This window comes from Geodermatophilus sp. SYSU D01186, from assembly GCF_054050215.1.
Genome location: NZ_JBJGYW010000018.1, coordinates 40,469 through 65,039, shown reverse-complemented (window position 1 = coordinate 65,039; position 24,571 = coordinate 40,469). Strand labels below are relative to the sequence as shown.

The following is a 24,571-nucleotide window of genomic DNA, read 5'->3' as shown; positions in this document are numbered from 1 at the left end:
ATGGACGCGGGGTGCACCCGCGAAGACCGCGCGATGGTCGTGAAGCACCTGCACGAGGTGCGCCTCAATGAGGGGCGGATCGCCGAGGCCCTCCTCAATGATTCCGCCCTCCGTCTTGGCATGACGCCTCGCCATTTGCGTCGAGTCGTCGCCGCACTGGCAGAGAACGGTCGCCAGGTACCGGCCGCGCCGCGCACTCGCAAGGACCTCGTTAACGACCAACTCACGAAGGTCGCCTACTTCAAGCATGCCGGGAACGCCACCAAGGCGTTCGCCGACCTGGAAACGCGCAATCTGACCGGGGGAATGAACCTGCGCACTTTCCAGCGCCGTGTTGGCGAGTTCGACTCATGGCTCAAGGCATGCGCAAAGGGAGGTTACCGGGAAATGGTAAAGCACCAGTTGTTCAACATTGAGCACATTCCCTACCGGACGTACGCATACGGAATGGACCACACGAAACTGCCGATCATGGTCTTGCCGGAGCGCGGCACAACGCCGATCTTTCCGTGGCTCACCACGGTCATCGACTTGCACACTCGCGTCGTGCTGGCATGGGTCCTCACCCCTCATGACCCAGGCATCGAGCAGAGCGCCAGCGCCTTGGCCGAAGCCATCCTGGGACAGGAGACGGACCGCGGCTTCGTCGGCGGCAAGCCGGAGTTCCTTCGCACCGACCGCGGCGGAGACTTCGTCTCTGAGGCCCTGACTCGCGGCCTGCTGCGCCTCGACGTCGAGCGCCAGTTCACCGAGCCCTACTCGTCCTGGCAGAACGGCCGTGTCGAACGCCTGAACGGAACCATCGACAGGGACTTCGCGCCGAGTTGCGTCGGCTACTTCCCCGGCGGCGAAGAGGAGTACACCCGGCGCGTACTGAAGATCGTCGTCCCCACTGCGAGCCTCGGCACGCTGCCTGACCTCGACCGCCGGTTGAGCGACTGGTTCGCCGCCTACAACAACCGCGCGCACCGGTCCCTCGGCGGCCGGACGCCTCTGGACGCCTGGTTCGCCGACTCCCAACCCCTTCAGCGCGCGGAGCCCGAAATCATCCGTCGGTCGATGATGCGCAGCACAGACCGGCGCCTGAACAAGTACGGCATCGACTTCAACCGCCGTGTCTTCCACAGCCCCACCTTGCGGCGGCTCCTGAACGAGGGCGTCCAGCGGGTCGAGATCCGCTATCTGGCTCACCGGAAGCACACCATCGAGGTCTTCCACGATGGGGAGTGGATCTGCACGGCCACGGAGTCCAGCAGGCAGTCCGTCGAACAGAAGTTGGGCACGCTGTCCGGGCGCAAAAGTCAGCGGGAACAGGCCGCGCAGTACATCGCACAGGCCAACTACGACCGCGCTCTCGCCGAGCGCGAGCGGCAGCGGCTGGCCGGGATCCCCGACGAGGACCTGCCGTCCCTGCCCGATGAACCGCAGGCCGACTCACCCGAGTCGCCAGCAGACGAGCCCACCCATGACGCCCTGATCCGCTCCGCCTCCGAGTCGGAGATCGAGGACGTCCTCAACAACATCACCCAGGAGTCGGCATGACCGCCACAGCCCCCAGCATCGTCTCTCCGCCCGCCCCTCTCACTAGGTCCGAGGAGTCGGCAACGGCACCGGCGGCGCGCCCAATCACCCGCCTGCGCGGGACCCTGCCCGTTCGGCCGCAGCGCTTCGCCAGCACACCGTTCGTGCGGCGCATTCAAATGGCCACCCAGACCGCCGTCAGGCTGCACCGGATGGCCGCGATCTCAGGGCCAGTGGGCGTCGGCAAGACCACCGCTGCGGCGGAAGCCGCTCGTGCACTCGGGAGTCAGGTCGTCTACGTGCTCATGCCGGACGTCAGTTCGGTCAAGGCCACGCTTAGCACCATCTGGGAGTGCATCACGCGCACGCCAGCCCTCGGAACCGAGCGGCGGATCATGGACGACATCGTGGCGCACGTGCTCGCTCACGACGTCACGCTGCTCATCGACGACGCGCATCACGTGAGCACGCGCGGCCTGCGCGTTCTGACCGGCATCTGGAACGAAGTCGACGTTGCACGTGGCAACGGGGTGACCATGGTGCTTGTCGGGAACGACCTGAAGAAGGCGCTGAGGGTCGTGCCCGAGATCGACTCACGCATCGGTGCCCGCTGCGACGTGGAGCCACTCGCCGGGAACTCGCTGTACGAGGCCCTCGCGGTCATCGAGCCCCGCACCGTGGACGCCGATCGGTCCATGCTGCAGACCTTGGACCTCCGGTACTTCCGCGGCGAACTCCGTCAGTGGGTGAGTTTCTTCGAGGTCGTCGCCATGCAGCGCGGCGACACCGCTCCTGCCGGGCCGCTTGACCAGTCGGAGGTCCGCACCGCCCTCATGCGGCAGGGCTGGGTCCAGTGAGCGCGCCCGTCCTGGTCACGGAGGCACCCGCCGATGTCCCCGCCACGGCGATCGGCCGCCTGGCGAAGACCGACCTGTCGACTGTCGTCATGCCGCTTGGGTCCCCGTCGACCGCCCCCGGAATCGCTTCAGAGGTGCTGCGCGCCTTGGGAAAGAACCTGGACGCCAACGGCAAGGCGCGTCACGGGCTGGACGACGTCTCCCTCGTGCCCACGTGGCTCACTGCCCACCGCACGCAGACCCTGATCGCCGCGGCACCCCAACACGCCACGGTCGACAACCTGCTCGACCTGGCCTCCATGTGCGCCGCATCCCCGACAACGGTCGTGTTGGCTGTCGACCACGGCTACGGCACCCGGCTCGTCGCTGATCTGCGATCTGTCCTGCCCGCGGTCATGCCTTGGCCCAGCATCACCGAGGCAGACCAGGTCCCGACGACAGTGGATCCCAACGCATGGAACCCTGCTGCGCCGTCCGTACTACCTGACGCCGACTTCTTGACCTTTTACGCAACCGCGCGCAGGACTGTCAGCCCGGAACGGTTCGCCTCGGTCGACGCCCTCTACCGCGACGCCTTGAGCCGCACCCTCGAATGGATCGAGCAGAGCGGAGTCGAAGACCTCACCGAGGAAGGGACACGGTCAGCGATGGCCGCCCTCATCGACGAGCAGGTGACCTTCGATGAGGTCACGACAGCCATGGCTGCCGCCCAAGTCGCGTTCTTCCGGTCCGGGTGGTTTCTGAAAATCGACCCGCGCGAACTCCGGAGCGGACTACTGCGCTTCCCGAGTGCCCGCATCGACGCTGCCACCTGGCGTCGTCTCCGCGCGTACCGCGATCCTGCCCGCGCTGCCACTACCGCCCTCTACCTCGCGGGAGCGCGTCCTCAAGACATCCGGGAGTTGACCATGGCGGACCTCGCCGCCTGGCACCACGACCGCAACAGGCCCGTGGCCGGTGTCACCATCCCGGAAGAGGCTGAGCCGTACCTGCTCGCACACACGCTCTCGCGTGCGACGTTCGGCCCGAGTGCGACGGATCCCGCATTCGTCGGGAACGACCGGCGGGTGCTACTCGACCTGCGCCACGCCCAGACCGACCTCGGACTCAATCTGGGCGATGCCCCACTGGCGGATGGCACCACGCACGGAAGCCGCCGGGTCAACTCCCGCGTTTTCGGATTGGAGCGCATCTCGTGACGCTGCGCCTGAACGCCAAACGGCTCACGCTTCTCCGGCTAGACCGCGGACTTGCAACCCGCCAACTCGCATTCGACTCAGGGATCAACATCGCCGTCCTGAACCGTCTGGAGACGGACGGAAGCGCGCAACTCAGCAGCCTGACTCTCGCTCAGTTCCTGCGCCTGTGCGAGCGCCTGGGCGTTTCCCCGGACGCGCTCATCGACGACGACGCGGCTCCGGCCGAGGGCGAATCCAGCGACGCCGCCGTTCTCGGCGCCATGTTGCACGACCTCCGGACCGCCGTGGCCATGGTTGTACTCACCGATGTTCTCGGCTGGACGTCAGAGCGCCTCCACTCGGCGGCGGACGCGCTGCTTGCTCTCCTTGCTCCTGCGGGGCTCATGGTGCATCGGCACGACGGGCGCATCGCGCTACGCGCCGTCGATGACACGCACTCCGCGGCAACGCTTGCCGCCCGCAAGCACCCGCGGATCGGCAAGAGCCAGCGGCTCGTCACCCCGCCCCGCGCGAGGTTGGTCCACCAGGCGCTGAACTACTCACTCCTCAGCCACGCGCTCAGCGACGACGACCGGCGCAACCTCGCCGTCCTCATCCGGGCGGGACTCGTCGAAGAAGACGGCGAACGCCGTCTGGAAGTCAGCGACGACGTCCAACTGAGCCTGTACCCCGACGGGGAGCCTCGTCCTCCGAAGCCACCGCAACGCGCGGCCCGCGGTCGGAGGAAGCCACAGTGAGCCAGAACCTACGTAACGGGCTGTTCCTCAAGTGCAGTGGCCAGCGATCATGGCCGCTGTGCGGCGGCTCTGATGGCTTCAAGGAAGGGGCCATCCTCAGCCTGAACGCTGGGTGCAAGGTCGTCATAGGGCCGCAATGCGTCGTGATGAGGGTCTTGCTCTTGCATCCAGGCAGCCCAGGCATCGTGGACATCGCTCGCTGTCACATCGGTTCCCTTGGCGCGAAGGACGACGGCGTAGAGGATGAACAGCCGACCCGCCCCCTCAGGCACCGATGTGCCCGCGGGAAGACAACCGCGAATCCGGTCTGCAAGGTCGTCGAGGTAGGTCATGTTGCCGCCTTACTGGCCGCGAGGCCAATCCACAACAGAGCGAACACCCAGGGCACGAGCCGCTCAATCCGGCCTAGTTCGGAGTATCGAGGCTTGCGCCAACTGGATGGCCGGGCTTCGAGCAGATCCCACTCGTCCTTGAATAGCCGTACTGGCAGGTCGGCCTCCACGGCGTGGAGGACCTCGAACTTCGCCGAGTTGAGTTCGCGGTAGGAGCGCAGGGACAACCACCAGGTGACGGAGAGCAGGACACCTCCGGCAGTGGCAACCGCACCTGTCCAGACCGATTGCTGGGTCAGGTCCGGAGCAATGAGACCCACGACGGCGATGAGGGTCGTCTGGACAGTGAGGAAAAACGAGTTGGCGGTGGCCCGGCGCGCCGACACGCGGTCGGCGAGTTCGGCGCCCAACTTGTACAGATCCAGCACTCGGGGGTCCGGTGCCGTGTCGGGACCCGTGGCGGGACTGGTCACCGCGCTCCACCGATGAGTTGCTTCAGGATTGGCCACGTCCACTTGTAGATCGCGTCGCTGCTCTTGGCGGTCGTCGGCTTGGTGCAGGTCTTGAGGGCTCGGCCCTTCAGAAGGAAGTACGACACCTTCTCCTCCTGGGCGATCTTCAACTCCACCCCGACGCCGGTAGCCGTGTGCGTGTACTGGCCGCACATGACCACGACCACGTCGCAGCCCTTGATCCGGCGGCGCGCGTTGGCCTTCCAGTCGGTCGACGCCGTCTTGATCGACATGTCTGTGATCGTGAACGGCGAGTCAGGTAGGCGGGACTGCGCAACCAGAGCGTTCTTGAGGTCTACGTCGTGGTCGTAATCGAAACTGATGAACACGCGCTTCCGAGCCATGGCTCACTCCCCCGTAGTCGGCTGACGATGCGGACGCACCGTATGGGGAGGTACCGACAGAACTCCCGGATGCAGGTCAGTCGTTCCACTCGAACCCGAACTGGTCAGGCGTGACACCGAACTGGGCAGCCATGTCCGTAACGAGGCCGAGGGCCGTCTGACGACGAGCCTCAAGGTCCGGCATAGGCGGGACGACGGTTTCGACAGGCTGAAAGTTCCGGACGTCGCGGGACCAGGACGGTTGCTCTAGCCCGAATGTGAACGGCCCCTCACGTCGCGGCATGAGGAAGCCGTACGGGCGCTGATCGCCGCGCACCAGATCGACCCGGACGACGACCGCTCCCTCGACACCACGATGACGCGCCACTGCGTCGAGCAGGTTCACGAAGCCCACGACCAGGCCCGCAACAGCGGCATCGGGGACGGTGTTCTTTCCCTCGATCCGCTCCTGTTCACGCCCGTCGGCAAGGACGGCGACGATGACAGAACCGTCATGCAGTAGTTCAACGTGCACACCGTCAGCAAGGGCAGACGGGTCACCAGGGTTACTCGTCTCTGACATCACCCATCGGTGCATGCCGACACGAGGGTTGTAGACGCGGTCACCGAGCGCGGAGATGAGGTTCGCTCGACGGAAACCCTCCGGCATCAAAGCCCGATAAGCGGCCTCCGCGTCCGCCATGACCTGCTGGACCTGTTCACGGCTCGGCGCCTGAACGCGAGTCGGTAAAGGCGTAGTGGGTCGGGCAGCGGCAACAACCCAGCATTGCCCCTCGGTTCCCAAGTAGTCGCTGGCATCACGGATCGAACGGGCGAGCACAGCCTCGTCCGCTGCCCGTCGCTCGAAGCGGTCTCGGTAAGCCCGCTCCAGGTCGAACTCCCGCATCCAAAGAGTCTGCGTCCCATACCGGTACGGGAAGCCACAGGACTTCTTCTCCCCGATCATGTGAGGCATGTCCGGGCTCGCCGGAATGGAGATGACCAGCACCCCCTCTTCGGCTGCCGCATCCCGGAGCAGCGGCACGAACCTAATGCCCTCGATACGTGGCGATACCCGAGTGTTCAGCCACGCGCGCATGCGGCGTTCGAGCGCGTCGGTGATCGTGATTGGGGTCAACCTGCTCGCCCGCCCCGTCCGCCGCTCTTCGCTGACGCCGAGCACCAGAATCCCTCCGCGCGTGTTGGCCAGAGCGGCTACATCCTTCGCGAACTCGTCGCCGGGATCTTGGTCGGAGACCTGCCGGTACTCACTCCCCTTCCAGTCGAGCGTCTCGTCCTCGCGCACGCCGCGTTCGACGGCCCGTTCGATCGTGGAGAAGTCGAGCGGACCCGCCTCACCCAGAGCGGCATGAATACTGGTGTTGGTAAGCAATCGTGGACCTTCTGGCTGGAATGACGGCGAATCGCTGCGCTTGCTACCTGTCGACGACCGAGCGCGACCGGCCGAAGCAAAGGGGCGAGCGACCTTGTGGCCGCTCGCCCCTTTGCTTCTCAGAACCGGACTCTTGTCAGGACCCTAGACAGGACTTCTGTCGCAACGCCTGACAACTTGCTGTCGTCCGACAACATCAGCTGCAGCCGCTGGTGGAGCCGCAGCCCTCGCAGACGTAGCAGCTGCCGGCCGGGCGCATCTTCGTGCCGCAGGTCATGCACAGCGGCGCGTCGGTGGCCGTGCCGGTGACCAGCTCGAGCAGCTCGGCCGAGGAGTGGGCCTCCTTGACCGACTTCTCGGCCTTGGGCTCGGGCGTGGCCGGGGCCTCCGTCGGCGCGGAACCACGCAGCGCCTCGAGGTCGACCTCCTCCTCCTCGACGACCGTCGCGGTCGACGCGGAGGTGCCGTAGCCGGAGACCTGGGCGGCGCGCTCCTCGGCGCTGAAGATGCCGAGGGTGGCCCGCTTGTCGACCGGCAGGTGGTCCAGCGCCAGGCGGCGGAAGATGTAGTCCATCACCGACTGGGCGATCCGGATGTCCGGGTCGTCGGTCATGCCGGCCGGCTCGAAGCGCATGTTGGTGAACTTCTGGATGTAGGTCTCCAGCGGCACACCGTGCTGCAGCGCGATGGACAGCGAGATGGAGAAGGCGTCCATCACACCGGCCAGGGTCGACCCCTGCTTGCCCAGCTTCAGGAAGACCTCGCCGAGGCTGCCGTCGCCGTACATGCCGGCGGTCATGTAGCCCTCGGCGCCGGCGACGCTGAAGGAGGTGGTGACACTGGTCCGCTTCTTCGGCAGCCGCTTGCGCACCGGGTGCGCCAGCGCAGCCGGGGCGGCCGCCTCGACCTCTGCCTTGGCCTCGGCCTTCTTGGCCTTGGCGTCGGACAGCGGCTGACCGACCTTGCAGTTGTCGCGGTAGATCGCCAGCGCCTTGAGGCCGAGCTTCCAGCCCTGGAAGTAGATGTTCTCGACGTCCTCGACGGTCGCCGTCTCCGGCATGTTGACCGTCTTGGAGATGGCACCGGAGATGAACGGCTGGACCGCGGCCATCATCCGGACGTGGCCCATCGGGGAGATGGCCCGCTCGCCCATTGCGCAGTCGAACACCTCGTAGTGCTCCGGGCGCAGGCTCGGCGCGTCGACGACGTGGCCGTGCTCGGCGATGAACTCGACGATCGCCTCGATCTGCTCGTCCTGGTAGCCCAGGCTCTTCAGCGCCCGCGGGACCGTCTGGTTGACGATCTGCATGGAGCCGCCGCCGACCAGCTTCTTGAACTTGACCAGCGAGAAGTCCGGCTCGATGCCGGTCGTGTCGCAGTCCATCATGAAGCCGATGGTGCCGGTGGGGGCGAGCACCGAGGCCTGCGCGTTGCGCCAGCCGAAGTCGGCGCCGATCTCCAGGCACGACTGCCACTCGGCCGTCGCGGCCTTGAGCACGTCGGCGTCGTCGGCGCCGACCGGACGGATCGCGTCGTTGGCCGCGGCGTGCTTGCGCATCACGCGGGCGTGGGCGTCGGCGTTGCGGGCGAAGCCCTCGTAGGCGCCGACGATGCCGGCCAGCTCCGCCGAACGGCGGTAGGCGGTGCCGGTCATCAGCGAGGTGATCGCCGCGGCCAGCGTCTGGCCGCCCCGCGAGTCGTAGGCGTGGCCGGTGGCCATCAGCAGCGCGCCCAGGTTGGCGTAGCCGATGCCCAGCTGACGGTAGGCGCGGGTGGTCTCACCGATCGGGTCGGTCGGGAAGTCGGCGAAGCAGATCGAGATGTCCATCGCGGTGATGACCAGCTCGACGGCCTTCACGAAGTTCTTCGCGTCGAACGTGCCGTCGTCCTTGAGGAACTTCATGAGGTTCAGCGACGCCAGGTTGCACGAACTGTTGTCCAGGCTCATGTACTCCGAGCACGGGTTGGACGCGTTGATCCGCCCGGTCTCGGGGTTGGTGTGCCAGTCGTTGATCGTGTCGTCGTACTGGATGCCCGGGTCGGCGCACTCCCACGCGGCCTGGGTGACCTTGCGGAACAGCGACTTGGCGTCGACGGTCTCGATGACCGTGCCGTCGAGGCGGGCGCGCAGGCCGAACTCGGTGGCGTCCTCCACCGCGCGCATGAACTCGTCCGAGACCCGGACGGAGTTGTTGGCGTTCTGGTACTGGACGCTGGTGATGTCCTTGCCGCCGAGGTCCATGTCGTACCCGGCGTCGCGCAGCGCGCGGATCTTGTCCTCCTCGCGCGCCTTCGTCTCGATGAACTCCTCGATGTCGGGGTGGTCGATGTCGAGGACGACCATCTTCGCCGCGCGCCGGGTGGCGCCACCGGACTTGATGGTGCCGGCGGAGGCGTCGGCGCCGCGCATGAAGGAGACGGGGCCGGAGGCCGTGCCACCGGAGGACAGCAGCTCCTTGGAGGAGCGGATGCGGGAGAGGTTCAGGCCGGCGCCGGAGCCGCCCTTGAAGATCAGCCCCTCCTCCCGGTACCAGTTGAGGATCGAGTCCATCGTGTCGTCGACGGCGAGGATGAAGCAGGCGCTGACCTGCTGCGGCGCGCTGGTGCCGACGTTGAACCACACGGGCGAGTTGAAGCTGAAGTACTGGTGCAGCAGCATCCAGGTCAGCTCGTGCTCGAAGATCTCCGCGTCGCCCTCGGTGGCGAAGTAGCCGTGCTCCCGGCCGGCCTGGCCGTAGGTGAGCACCACCCGGTCGATGAGCTGGCGCAGGCTGCTCTCGCGCTGCGGCGTGCCCACGGCACCGCGGAAGTACTTCGTCGTGACGATGTTGGTGGCGTTGATGCTCCACTCGGCGGGGAACTCCACGCCGCGCTGCTCGAAGTTGATCGAGCCGTCCCGCCAGTTGGTCATGACGACGTCACGACGCTCCCAGGTCACCTCGTCGTACGGGTGCACCCCGGCGGTGGTGAAGACGCGCTTGACCTTCAGGCCCTTCCCCCTCGTCGGCGCCTTGGCGGCGCGACGCGTGCGGCCCGTCAAACGATCCTCGGTCTCGGTCACGGAGCTCTCCCTGTGTCGTGGGTGTTTCGGCGGCTGGGGAAGAGAGCCGCACTCTGTTCTAACGGGTGGTGCTGACAGTTCTCAGGTGCCGGCGACGCTGCCGTCGGGGGCGGCCTGGGTCCGCCCCGCACCCCGCCGGCGGACCATCGGCGGGTCGTTCTGCATCCCAGGGAGCGGCAGGGTGCCGGCGGCGATGTGCCGGGCCCGCAGCTCGGTGATCTCCTTCTCGAAGTCCTCGAGCGAGGTGAAGGCGCGGTAGACGCTGGCGAAGCGCAGGTACGCCACCTCGTCGAGCTCGCGCAGCGGGCGCAGGATCGCCAGGCCGACCTCGTTGCTCGGCACCTCGGCCGCCCCGGTGGCCCGGATGGCGTCCTCGACCTGCTGGGCGAGCTTCTGCAGCTGGTCCTCGTCGACCGGTCGGCCCTGGCAGGCCCGGCGGACGCCGGCGATGACCTTCGTGCGGTTGAACGGCTCGCTGACGCCGCTGCGCTTCACCACGGCGAGGACGGCTTCCTCCACCGTGGTGAACCGCCGGTTGCAGGCGGGGCACGACCGCCGCCGGCGGGTGGTCGCACCCTCGTCGGCCTCACGCGAGTCGATGACCCGGCTGTCGGCGTTGTGACAGAAGGGGCAGCGCACCGCTCCTCCCCTCTCTCCGACGCGGCTCTCACCCGCGCCGCCCGACAACCGCAGCACGGCCGCCGACGACGACGGCTCCACGGGCCGGCTGTGGACCCTCCTGGGGACATCCGGTGGACGCCGCGGGGAGAACCTGAGGATCGGCCTGTGGACGGGCTTACATCCGTGCAACTACTAGATGTAGGGGAACCCTAGGACGGCCCCCACTACATGTGCAAGCCGAGACACGCACCGCGTGTTCCACCGAGACCCGCCCGTGACCAGCAGCGTCCTCCTGTCCCAGACGTCACCGGGACACGTCGCGACACACCCGCGCGACGGTCGCGCAGCGGCGCGGGCAGGTGTAGGGCGTGTCGCTCCGTGAGCGCCGCGGACACCGCGGCGGACGACCTCTGCAACCGTCGGGGCCGGCTCCGGACCCAGGCCCGGAGACCCGAGTCGGGCCCGTGAGCCCGGAGTCAGCCGCGCAGGCCCGCGCTCAGGTGCGGACGGACCCGTCGGGCCGCGGGATGCGCGGACGCGGGACCCGGTCGCCCAGCCGCAGGGGACGGGTCAGGCAGTCGAGCTCGGCTCGCTGCGCCGGCATCGCCGCCGTCGCGGCTCCCGGGCGCGACTCACCCTCGTCCACACGATCGTCGGCGGCACGGTGCCGGCCGATGACGGCCGGGGCGCGGTGCCGGCCGGTGACGTCGGCACGGACCGCAGACTGCTCGGCGGTGACGTCGCCGCCGTGACGCCGGCGGCGGCGCGGCGGCTCCGCACCGGTCGGCGCCGCACCGTCGGCACCCGGCCCGGCGCCGGCGACACCGGCGACCAGCCGCTCACGGGCGGCAGCGCGCGTCCACGACACCGTCGAAGACGCAGCGGGGACGACGGGCCCCGGCCGGGAGCCCACCGAAGCCGGCACCTGTGACTGGGGCAGGCGCAGCTCGGCCAGGTCGGTCCACGACTCGTGCACCACGCCGGCGACGGTGACGCGCACCCGGACCTCGCAGGCACCACCCGAGTCGTGCCGCCAGCCCAGGATCACCCCGGGCCTCCAGGCGCCGTCCACGTGGACCTCGACGCCCTGCGACTGCTCGGTGAAGACCGCTTCCCGGCGGACCGACATCCCTGACACGTCGACGACCGTAGGTCGCGCGACGACCACCGACCGTGAGCGACCGGGCGCGCAGGCTTGACGAACATGAGGCGCGCCTCTTGTCGCTCCCTGGCCCCGCGGCTCCGTCGCCGCAGGTCGGCGCCCGGTCCACCCCGGGCGCCGGGGCCCAGGGCCGCCCGGCGGAGCTGCTCACTCAGGGCAGTCGCAGGACCTGACCAGGGATGACCACGGCGCCGTCGAGGTCGTTCAGTTCCTCGATCGCGTCGACAACGGCGCGGACGTCCTGGTCGTCACCCGCGACGTCGGTGGCGATGGACCACACGGTCTGCCCCGACTGCACGACGACACTGCGCTCACCCGCGAGCCGGAGGTCGTTCGACCCCCCGCCCAGCAGGGGTGCGAGCCAGGATCCCAGGGCCAGCCCGACACCGAGCGCCAGGACCACCGACAGGCGGCGGGCCCGCCGGGTCAGTCGCAGACCGGTGCGCGCCGGCCGCTCCGCACGGCCACACCCACCCCGCACCGGACGACTCGACGGCGACGGGGTCACGCCCGTCGGCGCGGGTCGCGCCGGCCCCGGCACGCCCAGGCGGCCGGTACCCGCCGCGCGGGGCCGGACGCCCCCGGCCACGGCCGATCGCGCCGACCCGCTCGCCGGCCGAGCCGGTGCGGCTGGTCGCGCCGACCCGCTCGCCGGCCGAGCAGACGTGGCCGGTCGCGGGGACCCGGTCGCCGGCCGCGCCGTTCCGGCCCGCGACGGGGCCGGGGACACGACTGCCCGCCGCGGGGAGCCCGGCTCGCGGGGGGACGGGACTGCCCGCAGACGGGGCCGCCACGGCACCTGAACCGCGTCGTCGAACTCCAGCACCGCACGCTGCACGCCTGTCACGACCACTCCTCTCGCCGAGCCCCGGACCGTCGAACGCGTGTTCGATCCGAACGTCTGTTCGATGTCTACCGGATGGCTCCGACGAAAGCCACACCACCCCGCCCCCACTTCGAACACGTGTTTGATCGGGCGCGTCCGGCGCGCTACGGTCGGTCCGGAAGGACGAGACGCGCTGCATGGGCAGCCGGCGAGGAGGCGACGGTGGCGGAGAAGAGTGGGACGTCGGGGAGCCGCCGGAGGACGCCGGCCCCGCCGGCGACCACCGGGACGGCAGCCGTGCGCACGTTCCCCGACCGGGGCGAGGCCGGCGACGGCCTGACCCAGCGTCAGCGGCGCGTGCTCGAGGTCATCCGCGACTCCATCGAGCGCCGCGGCTACCCGCCCTCGGTGCGCGAGATCGGTGAGGCCGTCGGGCTCTCCTCCGCCTCCTCGGTCGCCCACCAGCTGACCGTGCTGCAGAAGAAGGGCTGGCTGCGCCGCGACCCGAACCGGCCCCGGGCTCTCGACGTCCGCCTGCCCGGTGACACCGCCGTGGAGGTCCCGCAGCCGGCCGCCGCCGGGTCCGACGAGACCCCGGCCCCGACGTACGTGCCGCTGGTCGGGCGGATCGCCGCCGGTGGCCCGGTCCTGGCCGAGCAGGCGGTGGAGGACGTGTTCCCCCTGCCCCGCGAACTGGTCGGCGAGGGCACACTGTTCATGCTCAAGGTCGCCGGTGACTCGATGGTGGAGGCGGCCATCTGTGACGGCGACTGGGTCGTCGTGCGCCAGCAGCCGACCGCCGAGAACGGCGAGATCGTCGCCGCGATGCTCGACGGCGAGGCGACGGTGAAGACCTACAAGCGCCGCGACGGGCACGTGTGGCTGCTGCCGCACAACCCGGCGTACGAGCCCATCCCCGGCGACGACGCCACCATCCTCGGCCGCGTCGTCACGGTGCTGCGCCGGGTGTGATCCCTCGGTCCGCCGGGGCCTGACGGTCCTGGCGGACCGGCCCACGGGAGCCGTGCCCCGTCCTCGCGCGCGGTCTGCCCGGCCGCAGTGGAGCGCCCCCGGATACGGCTCAGGTGCGGCGGCGCAGCTTCCCGCCCACCCACACGACAGCGGTGGCCACCAGGGCGGCGACCAGTGCGGCCGGCACCAGCGGGATGCCGCCGTCGGAGGCGGTCAGCAGGCCCGGCAGGGGGCCGCTCGACGACTCCGACGCCGTAGCCGGACCGCCGGCGGCCTGCTCGGCCGCGATCGGCACGACGGTCACGTCGCCGGGCACCCCCTCGCCCGCCACGAGGACCCCGCTGCCGTCCGCGGTGAAGCTGATCGCCTCCCCCTGGGGCGCGTCGGGCAGCGCCATCCGCACCGGCTCCCCCGCGAGGGCGCCGGCGACGTCGGAGCCCGACAGGGGCCACACGTAGGCGTCGGTGTACGTCCGCAGCGCCACGTGGCTCCCGTCGGCCGACACCGCTCCCCCGGTGACCATGAGCTGACCTGCGCGGCCGACCGGCCCACCGGTGGTCCCGGTGAGCGTGAACTCCACGCCGCCCACCTCGGTGAGCGCCACCGTCCCCGACTCGACCAGTGCGGTCACCGGGCGGTACACCTTGCTCGCGCCCAGCACCTCCTTGGAGACGAGGTAGGGCATGCCGTCGGGAGCCAGCAGGAGCGCCTCGACGTCCCGGGCTCCCTCGGGATAGCTGAGCCGGTAGACCGCGGTGCTGCCGTCGGGCCGCAACGCGAGCAGGGCCACGGTGTCGCGGGTGCCCTGGTTGTCGCCGGTGTCGGCCAGCCAGACCGTGCCGTCGGCGGCGAGGGCGAGGTCCTCGGGGTCGTAGGGGTCCACCGCCGCGCTGCGCACCGTGAGCACCCGGCAGGTGGCGTCCAGGACGTACACGTCGAGCTGGTCGCCGCCGTCGTTGATGGCGAGCATCCGGTCACCGACCACGACCAGGCCGGACAACTCCGGCAGTCGCGGGTCGGTGATCTGGCACTGCGTCGACGGGCCCGGCGCCGCGGCGTCCTCGGCGGACGCCGGCAGGGCGGTACCGAGGACGAGCGTCACCGCGAGGGCTGCCCCTGCTGCCAGACGTCGCCCTCCGGCACCGCTACACGGACGGCCGGCCAGCTCGGGCACCCACCCAGCGTGACAGCACGACTGCGTCCAGCCCGTGAACCACGCCCAACAGCAGGATGCCGACCGCCGCTCCCACGACGGCGTCGGTGACCCAGTGGAAGTCCAGCGAGACCATCGCCACCCCGGTCGCCACGGGACCGGCGACGCTGAGCAGCCGGAAGGTCCGCTGGACGGCGGGGGCGAGCCGGAACTCGACGGCCTGCCAGCGGGCCACACCCCACATGAGGACGGCGTTGGCGACGTGGCCGGAGGGATAGGACGCGCCGTCCCGGTAGAAGAACGACCCCGGGTAGGCCGGTGCGGTGCGGCCGGTCCCGTACTTGAAGCCGTAGACGACGACCGTGAGCAGGGCGAGGGCGACCAGCACGCGCAGCAGCGGGACGACGGTGCGCCGGCGCACCACGAGGTGGGCGACGAGGCCGGCCAGGACGATGAGGATGAACCCGCGGCCGCCGAGCTGGGTGACCGCCCAGACCGGCCAGTAGGCGGCGGAGTCCTTGAGGTCCCAGGCGCTCACCGTCTCGGAGACGCGCAGGTCCATCCGCTCGAGCGTGCCGCGGCTGAGCAGGTCGACGGTGACGCCCACGGTCACGAGCAGGGCGAGGGTGAGCAGCCACCACGGCGGCCGGCCGGGCGTGACCACGCGGGGGTGCGGCGCGGGCCGGGCGTCGTCCGCGGGCAGCTGTCCCCCGGGACGCCGCTGCACCGCGCCGCTGGTCACACGTCTCACGGTACCGGCCCGTGACGTGGTCGTGACCTCGCCCGACCGGGCGAGGCGCGCCGCCCGAGGGGGCCGCGAGCCCGCGGGACACCGGCCGCCCGCGCGCGGAGCACGGGCCGGACATGCGCGTGGCACCGGCCGGAGGGCCGGTGCCACGGACGAGCGACGGGTCAGGCGACCGGCGCGGCGAACTCCTCCAGGGCGGCGGAGAGGGCGCCGTCGACCCGCGCGGTCAGGCGCGTGCCCCCGGCCTCGTGCTGCTCGCTGAGGACCTCGCCGTCCCGGTGCACCCGGGCGACCAGGTCACCGCGGTCGTAGGGGACGAGCACGTCGACCTCGACGTCGGGGTGCGGCAGCCGGGCGGCGACGATCTCCCGCAGCTGCTCGATCCCCGCACCGGTGCGGGCGGACACCCACACCGCGCCCGGCAGCGCCCGGCGGAGGGTGAGCACGTCCTCCTCGGTCATCGCGTCGACCTTGTTGACCACGATCAGCTCCGGGACGGACCGCGCGTCGATCTCCTGGAGGACGACGTGGACCGCCTCGATCTGGCCCAGCGGGTCGGGGTCGGAGCCGTCGACGACGTGCAGCAGCAGGTCGGCGGCGGCCACCTCCTCCAGGGTCGACCGGAAGGCGTCGACCAGCTGGTGCGGCAGGTGGCGCACGAAGCCCACCGTGTCGGTCAGCGTGTACTCGCGGCCGTCGGGCGACTGGGCCCGGCGCACCGTCGGGTCGAGGGTGGCGAACAGCGCGTTCTCCACCAGCACGCCGGCGCCGGTGAGCCGGTTGAGCAGGCTGGACTTGCCGGCGTTGGTGTAACCGGCGATCGCCACGCTCGGGACGGCGTTGCGCCCGCGGCTGGACCGTTGCGTGGCCCGGGCGGTCGCCATGCCGGCGATCTCCCGGCGCAGCTTGCTCACCCGCGCGCGGATCCGCCGCCGGTCGGTCTCGATCTTGGTCTCACCGGGACCGCGGGTACCGATGCCGCCACCGCCGGCGACGCGGCCACCGGCCTGGCGGGACAGCGACTCACCCCAGCCGCGCAGCCGCGGCAGCATGTACTGCATCTGGGCGAGCTCGACCTGCGCCTTGCCCTCCCGGCTCGACGCGTGCTGGGCGAAGATGTCGAGGATCAGTGCGGTCCGGTCGACCACCTTGACCTTGAGGATCTTCTCCAGCTGGTTGAGCTGGCCCGGCGTCAGCTCGCCGTCGCAGATCACCGTGTCGGCGCCGGTGGCGGACACGATGTCGCGGATCTCGGCCGCCTTGCCCGACCCCACGTAGGTACCGGCGTCGGGCTTGTCCCGGCGCTGGCTGACCGCCTCGAGGACCTGTGACCCGGCGGTCTCGGCGAGGGCGGCGAGCTCGGCGAGGGAGCGGTCGGCGTCGGCCTGCGTCCCCTCGGTCCAGACCCCGACCAGCACGACGCGCTCGAGGCGCAGCTGCCGGTACTCGACCTCGGTGATGTCGGCGAGCTCGGTGGACAGGCCGGCGACCCGGCGCAGCGCGCCACGCGCCTCGAGCTCGTAGGAGCCGGTCGTGTCGTCGGGCTCGTCCCACTGACCGGCGGGGGCGGGACGGGTCGCCTCGTCGACGGGGGCGGCGCGCAGGGCCCGCTCCTCGGCGTCGTCCGAGACGGCGCGGTTCTGTGCTGTCGTCATCGTCTCCAGCGTGGCACGGCCCAGCAGACTGGGCACCTGAGTTGTCATCGCCCGGTACAACACCGGAGGCGTCCGGGACCATCCCGGCGATGGGAACGCGTGGCCGGGGCTGCTGCGGGTAGGGGCGGACGACGACCACGCGAGGAGGCCACAGATGAGCGAGAGCGGCAGCAGCAGCCTGGGCGCCAACGAGGAGATCGACGACCCCGGCCGCGACCCGAAGGGCCTCAACCCGCCGCGCAACCCCCTGTCCGGCGGCCTGGGCAGCACCTCCGGCGGCCCGGACCAGGACAGCGGCCGCGGCGAGCCGAAGGGCAGCCCCGGCACCGCCGGCGAGTCGATGATGCCGGAGTCGCCGGAGGAGTCGGGCAACACCCGCGGCTGAAGGAGGACCCCCTGCCCCCACCGCTCGCGAGCTCGCGGCGGGACCCTGCAGGGGCCGAGGGACGGGTCAGCTCCCGAGCCACTCGGGCGTCAGCTCGCCCGCGGCCACCACGAGCGCGGGGCCGGTCAGCACCGTCGTCGTCGCGTCGACGGTGACGGTGAGCCGGCCGCCGGGGACGTCGACGGTCACGGTGCCGGTCGCCGCGCCGCCGGCTTCCAGCGCCGCCCACGCCGCGGCGCAGGCCCCCGTGCCGCAGGACCGCGTCTCTCCCACACCGCGCTCGGACACCCGTAGCCGCACGTGGGCGGCCGGCTCGAGCACGTTGACGAACTCGACGTTGACGCCGTCGGGGAACAGGTCCGCGTCGACGGCCGGCGCGGTCGTCAGGTCGAGCGTGTCGACGTCGACGTCGGTCAGGCAGGCCAGGTGCGGGTTGCCCATGGACACCGCCCGGCCCGGGAACGCCGCGCCGCCCAGCAGCGCCTCGCCGTGGCCGAACGGCCGCGCCGGGCCCATGTTCACCCAGTAGCCGCCGTCCGCCGCGGCACCGACCCGTCGCGGACCGCCCCGGGTGCCCACCCACACGCCGTCTGCGCAGGCCGCGCGGTCGAGCAGCCCCTCGGTGACCAGCACGTGCAGGAACAGCCGGATCCCGTTGCCGCACATCTCCGCGTGCGAGCCGTCGGCGTTGCGGTGGTCCATGAACCACTCGCAGCGGCCCAGCGCCTCGCCGAGCACGGCCGGCGCATCGGGGACGTGCACGCTGCGGACGACCCGCAGCACGCCGTCGCCACCGAGCCCGGAGCGGCGCTCGCACAACCGGCGGACCATCGCCGCGTCCAGCCGGTCCTCCGGCCAGACGGTGCCGTCGGGATCGGGCAGGACGACGAAGTCGTTCTCCGTGCCGTGGCCGATGAGCACCCGGTCTGCGTTCACCCGGCGATCGTATGTGCGCCGATCACGGCCTCCGCCGCGTCCACCAGGTCCGGCCGGGCGGCGTCCAGCCACGTCGTGGCCGCGTCCCGGCGGAACCACGACCGCTGCCGCCGGACGAAGCGGCGCGTCGTGCCCACCGTGCGCTCGCGTGCCTCCTCGGCCGTCAGCCGACCGTCGAACTGGGCCAGCACCTGGGCGTAGCCGAGGGCACGCGACGCCGTCGGCCCCTCCCGCAGTCCGTCGGCGGCCAGGGCCTCCACCTCGGCGACGAAGCCCGCCGCCCACATCCGGTCCACGCGGACGGCGATCCGCTCGTCGAGCGCGGCCGGCTCGCGGTCCAGCCCCACCACCACCGCCGGGTAGTGCCGCCGCGGCTCGGGCAGGGTGGCGCGGAACGGCCCCCCGGTGATCTCCACGACCTCCAGGGCGCGCACGATCCGGCGTCCGTTGCTCGGCAGCACCGCCGCGGCCGCGGCGGGGTCGACGGCGGCGAGGCGGGCGTGCAGCGGGCCCGGGCCGACCTCGGCCAGTTCCGCCTCCAGCCGCGCGCGCACGGCGGGGTCGGTGCCGGGGAACTCCAGGTCGTCGAGGACGGCGCGGACGTAGAGACCCGACCCGCCGACGAGCAGCGGCACCGTGCCGGCGGCCCGCAGCCGGTCGATCGCGGCGCGGGCCAGCCGGCGGTACTCGGCCACCGACGCCGCCTCACGCACGTGCCACAGGTCGAGCAGGTGGTGCGGTACGCCGTCCCGCTCGGCGGCGTCGGGCTTGGCGGTGCCGATGTCCATGCCGCGGTAGAGCTGCATCGAGTCGGCGTTGACCACCTCGCCGCCGAGCCGCTGCGCCAGCGCGACGCCGAGCGCCGTCTTCCCGGTCGCGGTCGGCCCCACCAGGGCCACCACCGGGGGTGCAGCCGTCACAGCAGGAGCCAGTCGGCCACGAGGTAGCCGACGCCGAACGGCGCCTCGTGGACGTGCAGCCGCGCGCGGACCGGCCGGCCGGCGAGCGCGCTGCCCACCGCCCGCCACGTGGGCACCCCGGCGGCGAGCAGCCGCCGGCCCTCCGCGGCGTCCAGTGCGGCCAGCGCGGGGGCGTCCCCGGCGGCGAGCGCGGCCGCCACGGCGTCGTCGAAGGGACCGGCGGCCTCGTCCAGGTACCCGGGCGCCTTCAGCGTGCGGCGCGCCGAGCCGTCGCCCATCGCGAGCACGGTGACCGGTCCCGGCAGGCCCGCGAGGACGTCGGCGAGGTCGTCGGGGGCCACCCCCAGCCGCGGGCCGGCGTACCCGGCCTGGTCGAGCAGCCAGGCGCCGACGGTGTGCGGCAGCGGCGTGCGCCGCCCGCGGGGCTGCACGGGACCGGCGAACGGCACCTCCAGGTCGACGCCGAACCCGCGCAGGTCGCCGCCGTCGCCGGTACCGAACCGCCCTCCTGCCCCGTCGCCGACCACCACGACCACCTCGGGGCGGGCCGCCAGCGCCGCCTCGAGGGCCTCGGCACAGGCCGCGCGGAGGCAGGCGGTGTCCGCCGCGGCCCGCCCGGCGACCGCGGGGAGGAGCAGCGGCGGGCACGGGCAGAAGGCCACCGACACCGCACCGCCGGGCTCCGGAGTGCGCGGCTCGGCCGCGGAGGTGCTCACCGCAGCAGTGTCCCGGATGCGGCGTGGGACACTGCGGTGCGTGTCGAGCACGGAGAACGCCGCAAGCACCTCGCAGCAGGTCCCCACGCCGGAGACGGCCGGGTCCGAGGCGGTCACCCCGGAGGCGGGGACGGCGGCCGCGCCCTCCCCCGGTGACGCCGCGCTGGCCGATCCGACGGCGGAGTCCGCCGGGGTCACCGAGCAGCCGGACGTCGTGCCGCCGGAGGCCACCACCCCCGAGGTGGTCGCGCCGGTGCCGGACGCCCCGGCTCCCTCTCCGGCCGAGGCCGCGGCCCCGCCGTCCGCCCCGGACCAGCCCGCCGCCCCGGCGTCCGACCCCGCCGAGTGGGGCCGGGTGGACGAGGACGGCACCGTCTACGTCCGCACCGCCGACGGCGAGCGGGCGGTGGGCTCGTGGCAGGCCGGGGAACCGGCCGAGGGCCTGGCCCACTACGCCCGCCGCTACGACGACCTCGCCACCGAGGTGTCGCTGCTCGAGGCACGGCTGAGGGCCCACACCGGCAACCCGAGCGAGATCAAGGCGAAGGCCCAGGCCCTCGCCGACTCCATCCCCACCGCGACCGCCGTCGGCGACCTGGAGGGGCTCGCCGCCCGCGCCCGCGCGATGGTCGAGACGGCTGACTCCGCGGCCGCCGAGTCCCGGGCGGAGAAGGCCGCGGCCCGCGCCGCGCAGATCGCCCGCAAGGAGACGCTGGCCGCCGAGGCCGAGCAGATCGCCGCAGAGTCCACCTCGTGGAAGGCCGCCGGCGACCGGCTGAAGGCCATCGTCGAGGAGTGGAAGACCATCCGCGGCATCGACCGCAAGACCGACGAGGCCCTGTGGTCGCGCTTCGCCGCGGCGCGCGACGCGTTCGGCCGCCGCCGGGGCGCGCACTTCGCCGCCCTCGACGCCCAGCGCAGCGAGGCCCGCGCGGCCAAGCAGGAGCTCATCGCCGAGGCGCAGCGGCTGTCGGCGTCCACCGACTGGGGCGCCACGAGCGCGGCGATGCGCTCGCTGATGGACCGCTGGAAGGCCGTCCCGCGCACCGGCCGCGACGGCGACGACGACCTGTGGAAGCAGTTCCGCGCCGCCCAGGACGTCTTCTTCACCGCCCGCTCCGAGCAGGACAAGGTCCGCAACGCCGAGCAGGTGGCCAACCAGCAGGCCAAGGAGGAGATCCTCGCCGAGGCCGAGAAGCTCGACCCCTCCACCGACCTGCGCGGGGCGCAGAACGCCCTGCGCAAGCTGCAGGAGCGCTACGACGCGATCGGCCACGTGCCGCGCGGCGTGATGCGGCAGCTGGAGGACCGGATGCAGGCGGTCGAGCAGCGGGTCCGGGGCGCGGTCGACTCCACGCGGGCCCGCGTCGCGCCGGAGAACCCGATGGTCACCTCCATGCGGCAGGCGGTGACCAAGGCCGAGGAGCAGCTGGCCAAGGCCGAGGCCGCCGGCGACGCGCGGCGGATCGAGGAGGCGCAGGCCAACCTCGCGACCCGCCGCGAGTGGCTGGCGGAGGCGGAGAAGACGGCCTCCCGCCGCTGACGGCCGGGGACGGCGCCGTGACGACGTTCGTGCTGGTGCACGGCGCCTGGGGTGGGGCCCACGGGTTCCGCCACGTCCGCCGGCTGCTGGGCGCGGCCGGCCACGAGGTGTTCACCCCGGCGCTGACCGGGATCGGCGAGCGGTCGCACCTGGCCAGCCCGCAGGTGGACCTCACGACCCACGTCACCGACGTCGTCCACCAGGTGCTCTACGAGGGCCTCGACGACGTCGTGCTGCTCGGCTTCTCCTACGGCGGCATGGTCGTCACCGGCGCGCTCGACGCGATCGGGGACCGCGTCCGGTCGCTGGTCTACCTCGACGCCTTCGTGCCGGAGGACGGCCAGTCGCTGTACGGGCTGCTCGGGGTGCCGGTGCTCCCGCGCACCCTCGGGACGCCGTGGCTGGTGGAGGGTCCCGTGCGGGCCTACGAGGACCCGGCCGAGGAGGCGTTCAGCACCCCGCGCCGCACGCTGCACCCGATCGGCTGCTTCACCGAACCCGTGCGACTGTCCCGGCCGCTGGAGGAGTGGCCGTTCGGGCGCACTTACGTGCGGGCCACCGCCGACGAGCCCGGGATCCCGCCCAACCCGGGGTTCGAGGCGGCGGCCGCCCGTGCGCGGGCCTCGGACGCGTGGGTCTACCGCGAGATCGCCACCACCCACCTGGTGCCGCAGAACCGCCCTCGGGAGCTGACCGACCTCCTGCTCGACCTGGCCTGAGCACGTCGGCCGCGCCCGCCTCCACACCGGGTGACCGCACGCCAGGAGTACCCGGCGCCGGATCGCCGCCCCTTGGCCGCCACGGACGGCCGGCCCACACTGCGGCACCATGACGCACTTCGTCCTCGTGCACGGGTCCTGGTGCGGCGGTTGGGTCTGGGACGACCTCGTGACGCACCTGGAGAAGGACGGCCACCGTGTCACCGTGGTGACGCAGCTGCCCAGCAGCGGCACCGACCCGGCGACCCTCGGTGACCTTCGGGCCGATGCAGAGCACCTGCGTGGCGTGGTCCGCGGCGCCGGCGAACCGGTGGTCCTGGTCGGGCACTCCTACGGCGGCATGGTCGTCGCCGAGCTCGCTGACGATCCCGGCGTGGCGCAGACGGTGTACTTGGCAGCACTCCGGCCGCGACGCGGCCAGTCGGTGCTCGACCTCCTCGGTGGGGGTCCGCTCCCGCCGTGGGTGGTACCGCGGGACGACGGCACCCTGGCGGTGACCAGGGACGTGGACACCGTCCGCACCCACGTCTGCGCGGAGCTGCCGCTCGAGGAGGTCGCCCGCTTCGTCGAGCGGCTCGGGCTGCAGTCCGCCGCCGCGCTGGCGAGCCCCAGCACCGCGCCGGACCCCGCGCACCCGGTGAGCTACGTGGTCTGCACCCTGGACGCCGTGCTCCCGGCCGATGCCCAGGAGGCGATGGCGGCCGGCGCCGACCGGGTCGTGCGGCTCGAGTCGTCGCACATGGTCCAGATGGTCATGCCCGACCGCCTGGCCCAGGAGCTGGAGACGCTCCTCGCCGCTCCGCGGGGTTGACCGATCAGGCGGGGGCGCCGATCCGCGGCATGCCCAGCAGCACACCGGGCGTGGTGGGGCGCGTGCCGGCCTCGGAGGCGTCCCCGGCCCGGGTGCGCCGGTGCGACACGAGCGCGCCGTCGGCGACCAGGTGGTGCGGCGCGGCCTGCGTGACGACGGTCTCGACGACGTCGCCGGGCCGGACGCCGTCGGCGGCCGTGAAGTGCACCAGCCGCCCGTCGCGGGCCCGGCCGCTCATCCGGCCCCGCGCGGCGTCCTTGCTGCCCTCGCCCGCGGCGACCAGGAGCTCCACGCCGGTGCCGACCAGCGCGCGGTTCTGGGCCCAGCTGAGTTCGTCCTGCAGTGCGGTCAGCCGCAGGTACCGCTCCTGGACGACGTCCTTGGGCAGCTGCCCGTCCATCTCGGCGGCCGGCGTCCCGGGGCGCTTGGAGTACTGGAAGGTGAAGGCGCTGGAGAACCGGGCCTGGCGCACCAGGTCGAGGGTCTGCTCGAAGTCCTCGTCGGTCTCCCCGGGGAAGCCCACGATGATGTCGGTGGTGATCGCGGCGTCGGGCATCGCCGTCCGCACGCGGTCGAGGATGCCGAGGAAGCGGTCCCGCCGGTAGGCGCGGCGCATGCGCTTGAGGACGTCGTCCGACCCCGACTGCAGCGGCATGTGCAGGGAGTGGCAGACCGCCGGCGTCTCGGCCATCGCGGCGATGACGTCATCGGTGAACATCGCGGGGTGCGGGCTGGTGAAGCGGATCCGCTCCAGGCCCTCGATCCGGCCGGTGGTGCGCAGCAGGTCGGCGAAGGCGCCGCGGTCGCCGAACTCGGCGCCGTAGCTGTTGACGTTCTGGCCGAGCAGGGTCACCTCGAGCACGCCCTGGTCCACCAGCGCCTGCACCTCGGCCAGGACCTCGCCCGGACGGCGGTCCTTCTCCTTGCCGCGCAGCGCCGGGACGATGCAGAACGTGCAGGTGTTGTTGCACCCGACGCTGATGGAGACCCAGCCGGAGTGGGCGGAGTCCCGCTTGGCCGGCAGCGTCGACGGGAAGACCTCGAGGGCCTCCGCGATCTCCACCTGCGCCTCGGCGTTGTGCCGGGCCCGCTCCAGCAGCGCCGGCAGTGAACCGACGTTGTGCGTGCCGAAGACGACGTCCACCCACGGCGCGCGGCGCACGATCTCGCCGCGGTCCTTCTGCGCCAGGCAACCACCGACGGCGATCTGCATGCCGGGGTGGGCGTCCTTCACCGGCCGCAGGTGCCCGAGGTTCCCGTAGAGCCGGTTGTCGGCGTTCTCCCGCACCGCGCACGTGTTGAGGACGACGACGTCGGCGTCCTCCCCCTCCGGGGCGGCGGCGTAGCCGGCGGCCTCCAGCAGCCCGGACAGGCGCTCGGAGTCGTGCACGTTCATCTGGCAGCCGTACGTGCGGACCCGGTAGGTCCGGCCGGCGCCCTGGAGCTCGGTACCCATGTCGCCTGCGAGG

General features: G+C 71.9%; 24 protein-coding genes. 9 read left to right on the top strand and 15 right to left on the bottom strand.

Annotation, left to right across the window (positions count from 1 at the left end; all coding sequences use genetic code 11):
- The 4 genes from ACI784_RS14675 to ACI784_RS14660 are packed head-to-tail and all read left to right on the top strand — an operon-like array spanning position 1 to position 4,314.
- A complete protein-coding gene (locus ACI784_RS14675; protein ID WP_457013975.1) occupies positions 1–1,542 on the top strand; it encodes a Mu transposase C-terminal domain-containing protein in 1,542 nt (513 codons plus the stop codon).
- Positions 1,539–2,378 carry an AAA family ATPase gene (locus tag ACI784_RS14670; RefSeq protein ID WP_457013939.1) on the top strand — a complete coding sequence of 280 codons (840 nt, stop codon included), beginning with the start codon at positions 1,539–1,541 and terminating at the stop codon, positions 2,376–2,378. The genes ACI784_RS14675 and ACI784_RS14670 overlap by 4 nt, the downstream gene beginning before the upstream one ends.
- Positions 2,375–3,577, top strand: coding sequence for a hypothetical protein (locus ACI784_RS14665; protein WP_457013938.1), 1,203 nt, complete (start codon positions 2,375–2,377; stop codon positions 3,575–3,577). The genes ACI784_RS14670 and ACI784_RS14665 overlap by 4 nt, the downstream gene beginning before the upstream one ends.
- Positions 3,574–4,314: a helix-turn-helix domain-containing protein gene (locus ACI784_RS14660; protein WP_457013937.1), complete on the top strand. Its 741-nt coding sequence runs from the start codon at positions 3,574–3,576 to the stop codon at positions 4,312–4,314. The genes ACI784_RS14665 and ACI784_RS14660 overlap by 4 nt, the downstream gene beginning before the upstream one ends.
- A 47-nt stretch (positions 4,315–4,361) precedes the next feature.
- On the opposite strand, the gene ACI784_RS14655 is transcribed toward ACI784_RS14660, so the two are convergent.
- The 8 genes from ACI784_RS14655 to ACI784_RS14620 all read right to left on the bottom strand — a co-directional run bounded on the left by ACI784_RS14655 (position 4,362) and on the right by ACI784_RS14620 (position 12,016).
- The gene (locus ACI784_RS14655) at positions 4,362–4,646 is read right to left on the bottom strand and encodes a DUF7701 domain-containing protein (RefSeq protein ID WP_457013936.1); all 285 of its coding nucleotides are present in this window, start codon (positions 4,644–4,646) and stop codon (positions 4,362–4,364) included.
- On the bottom strand, positions 4,643–5,074 hold the full coding sequence (locus tag ACI784_RS14650; protein WP_457013935.1) for a RipA family octameric membrane protein: 432 nt from the start codon (positions 5,072–5,074) through the stop codon (positions 4,643–4,645). The genes ACI784_RS14655 and ACI784_RS14650 overlap by 4 nt, the downstream gene beginning before the upstream one ends.
- Positions 5,075–5,115: 41 nt before the next feature.
- Positions 5,116–5,502, bottom strand: a complete 387-nt coding sequence (locus tag ACI784_RS14645) for a TIR domain-containing protein (protein ID WP_457013934.1) — start codon at positions 5,500–5,502, stop codon at positions 5,116–5,118.
- Between the two features lie 76 nt (positions 5,503–5,578).
- The gene (locus tag ACI784_RS14640; protein WP_457013933.1) at positions 5,579–6,874 is read right to left on the bottom strand and encodes an AlbA family DNA-binding domain-containing protein; all 1,296 of its coding nucleotides are present in this window, start codon (positions 6,872–6,874) and stop codon (positions 5,579–5,581) included.
- A 196-nt stretch (positions 6,875–7,070) separates the two neighbouring features.
- Entirely contained in the window at positions 7,071–9,935 is a 2,865-nt protein-coding gene (locus ACI784_RS14635; RefSeq protein ID WP_457013932.1) for a vitamin B12-dependent ribonucleotide reductase, read from the bottom strand.
- Positions 9,936–10,016: 81 nt separating this feature from the next.
- The gene (gene nrdR / locus ACI784_RS14630) at positions 10,017–10,574 is read right to left on the bottom strand and encodes a transcriptional regulator NrdR (RefSeq protein WP_456924133.1); all 558 of its coding nucleotides are present in this window, start codon (positions 10,572–10,574) and stop codon (positions 10,017–10,019) included.
- 478 nt (positions 10,575–11,052) lie between these two features.
- Positions 11,053–11,694 carry a hypothetical protein gene (locus tag ACI784_RS14625; RefSeq protein ID WP_456924132.1) on the bottom strand — a complete coding sequence of 214 codons (642 nt, stop codon included), beginning with the start codon at positions 11,692–11,694 and terminating at the stop codon, positions 11,053–11,055.
- Positions 11,695–11,869: 175 nt separating this feature from the next.
- A complete protein-coding gene (locus ACI784_RS14620; RefSeq protein ID WP_456924131.1) occupies positions 11,870–12,016 on the bottom strand; it encodes a LysM peptidoglycan-binding domain-containing protein in 147 nt (48 codons plus the stop codon).
- A 750-nt stretch (positions 12,017–12,766) separates the two neighbouring features.
- On the opposite strand from ACI784_RS14620, the gene lexA reads away from it, so the two are divergent.
- A complete protein-coding gene (gene lexA, locus ACI784_RS14615; protein WP_456924130.1) occupies positions 12,767–13,516 on the top strand; it encodes a transcriptional repressor LexA in 750 nt (249 codons plus the stop codon).
- Positions 13,517–13,625: 109 nt separating this feature from the next.
- Here lexA and ACI784_RS14610 read toward each other — a convergent pair whose 3' ends face one another.
- From ACI784_RS14610 to hflX, 3 genes are all read right to left on the bottom strand, one after another.
- The gene (locus tag ACI784_RS14610) at positions 13,626–14,618 is read right to left on the bottom strand and encodes a hypothetical protein (protein WP_456924129.1); all 993 of its coding nucleotides are present in this window, start codon (positions 14,616–14,618) and stop codon (positions 13,626–13,628) included.
- Between the two features lie 43 nt (positions 14,619–14,661).
- Positions 14,662–15,411, bottom strand: coding sequence for a phosphatase PAP2 family protein (locus ACI784_RS14605; RefSeq protein ID WP_456924128.1), 750 nt, complete (start codon positions 15,409–15,411; stop codon positions 14,662–14,664).
- Positions 15,412–15,581: 170 nt separating this feature from the next.
- The gene (gene hflX / locus ACI784_RS14600; protein ID WP_456924127.1) at positions 15,582–17,072 is read right to left on the bottom strand and encodes a GTPase HflX; all 1,491 of its coding nucleotides are present in this window, start codon (positions 17,070–17,072) and stop codon (positions 15,582–15,584) included.
- A 154-nt stretch (positions 17,073–17,226) separates the two neighbouring features.
- Between hflX and ACI784_RS14595 the strand changes: the two genes are divergently transcribed.
- Positions 17,227–17,457, top strand: coding sequence for a hypothetical protein (locus ACI784_RS14595; protein WP_457013931.1), 231 nt, complete (start codon positions 17,227–17,229; stop codon positions 17,455–17,457).
- Positions 17,458–17,523: 66 nt separating this feature from the next.
- Here the strand turns inward: ACI784_RS14595 and dapF are convergent, their stop codons facing one another.
- Genes dapF through ACI784_RS14580 form a run of 3 tightly spaced genes read right to left on the bottom strand, consistent with a single transcriptional unit; the run spans position 17,524 to position 20,029 of the window.
- Entirely contained in the window at positions 17,524–18,393 is an 870-nt protein-coding gene (gene dapF, locus ACI784_RS14590) for a diaminopimelate epimerase (protein ID WP_457013930.1), read from the bottom strand.
- A complete protein-coding gene (gene miaA, locus ACI784_RS14585; protein ID WP_457013929.1) occupies positions 18,390–19,313 on the bottom strand; it encodes a tRNA (adenosine(37)-N6)-dimethylallyltransferase MiaA in 924 nt (307 codons plus the stop codon). Before miaA ends, dapF begins: the two co-directional genes overlap by 4 nt.
- Positions 19,310–20,029: a hypothetical protein gene (locus ACI784_RS14580; RefSeq protein WP_457013928.1), complete on the bottom strand. Its 720-nt coding sequence runs from the start codon at positions 20,027–20,029 to the stop codon at positions 19,310–19,312. Before ACI784_RS14580 ends, miaA begins: the two co-directional genes overlap by 4 nt.
- A gap of 40 nt (positions 20,030–20,069) precedes the next feature.
- Here ACI784_RS14580 and ACI784_RS14575 point away from each other — a divergent pair, with 40 nt between their 5' ends.
- From ACI784_RS14575 to ACI784_RS14565, 3 genes are all read left to right on the top strand, one after another.
- Positions 20,070–21,572 carry a DUF349 domain-containing protein gene (locus ACI784_RS14575; protein ID WP_456924122.1) on the top strand — a complete coding sequence of 501 codons (1,503 nt, stop codon included), beginning with the start codon at positions 20,070–20,072 and terminating at the stop codon, positions 21,570–21,572.
- Positions 21,573–21,589: 17 nt separating this feature from the next.
- Complete coding sequence (locus tag ACI784_RS14570; protein WP_456924121.1) at positions 21,590–22,291, top strand: alpha/beta fold hydrolase; 702 nt, start codon at positions 21,590–21,592, stop codon at positions 22,289–22,291.
- A 109-nt stretch (positions 22,292–22,400) separates the two neighbouring features.
- On the top strand, positions 22,401–23,102 hold the full coding sequence (locus ACI784_RS14565) for an alpha/beta fold hydrolase (RefSeq protein WP_456924120.1): 702 nt from the start codon (positions 22,401–22,403) through the stop codon (positions 23,100–23,102).
- A 4-nt stretch (positions 23,103–23,106) separates the two neighbouring features.
- On the opposite strand, the gene miaB is transcribed toward ACI784_RS14565, so the two are convergent.
- Complete coding sequence (miaB, locus tag ACI784_RS14560) at positions 23,107–24,558, bottom strand: tRNA (N6-isopentenyl adenosine(37)-C2)-methylthiotransferase MiaB (protein ID WP_457013927.1); 1,452 nt, start codon at positions 24,556–24,558, stop codon at positions 23,107–23,109.
- Positions 24,559–24,571: the final 13 nt, after the last annotated feature.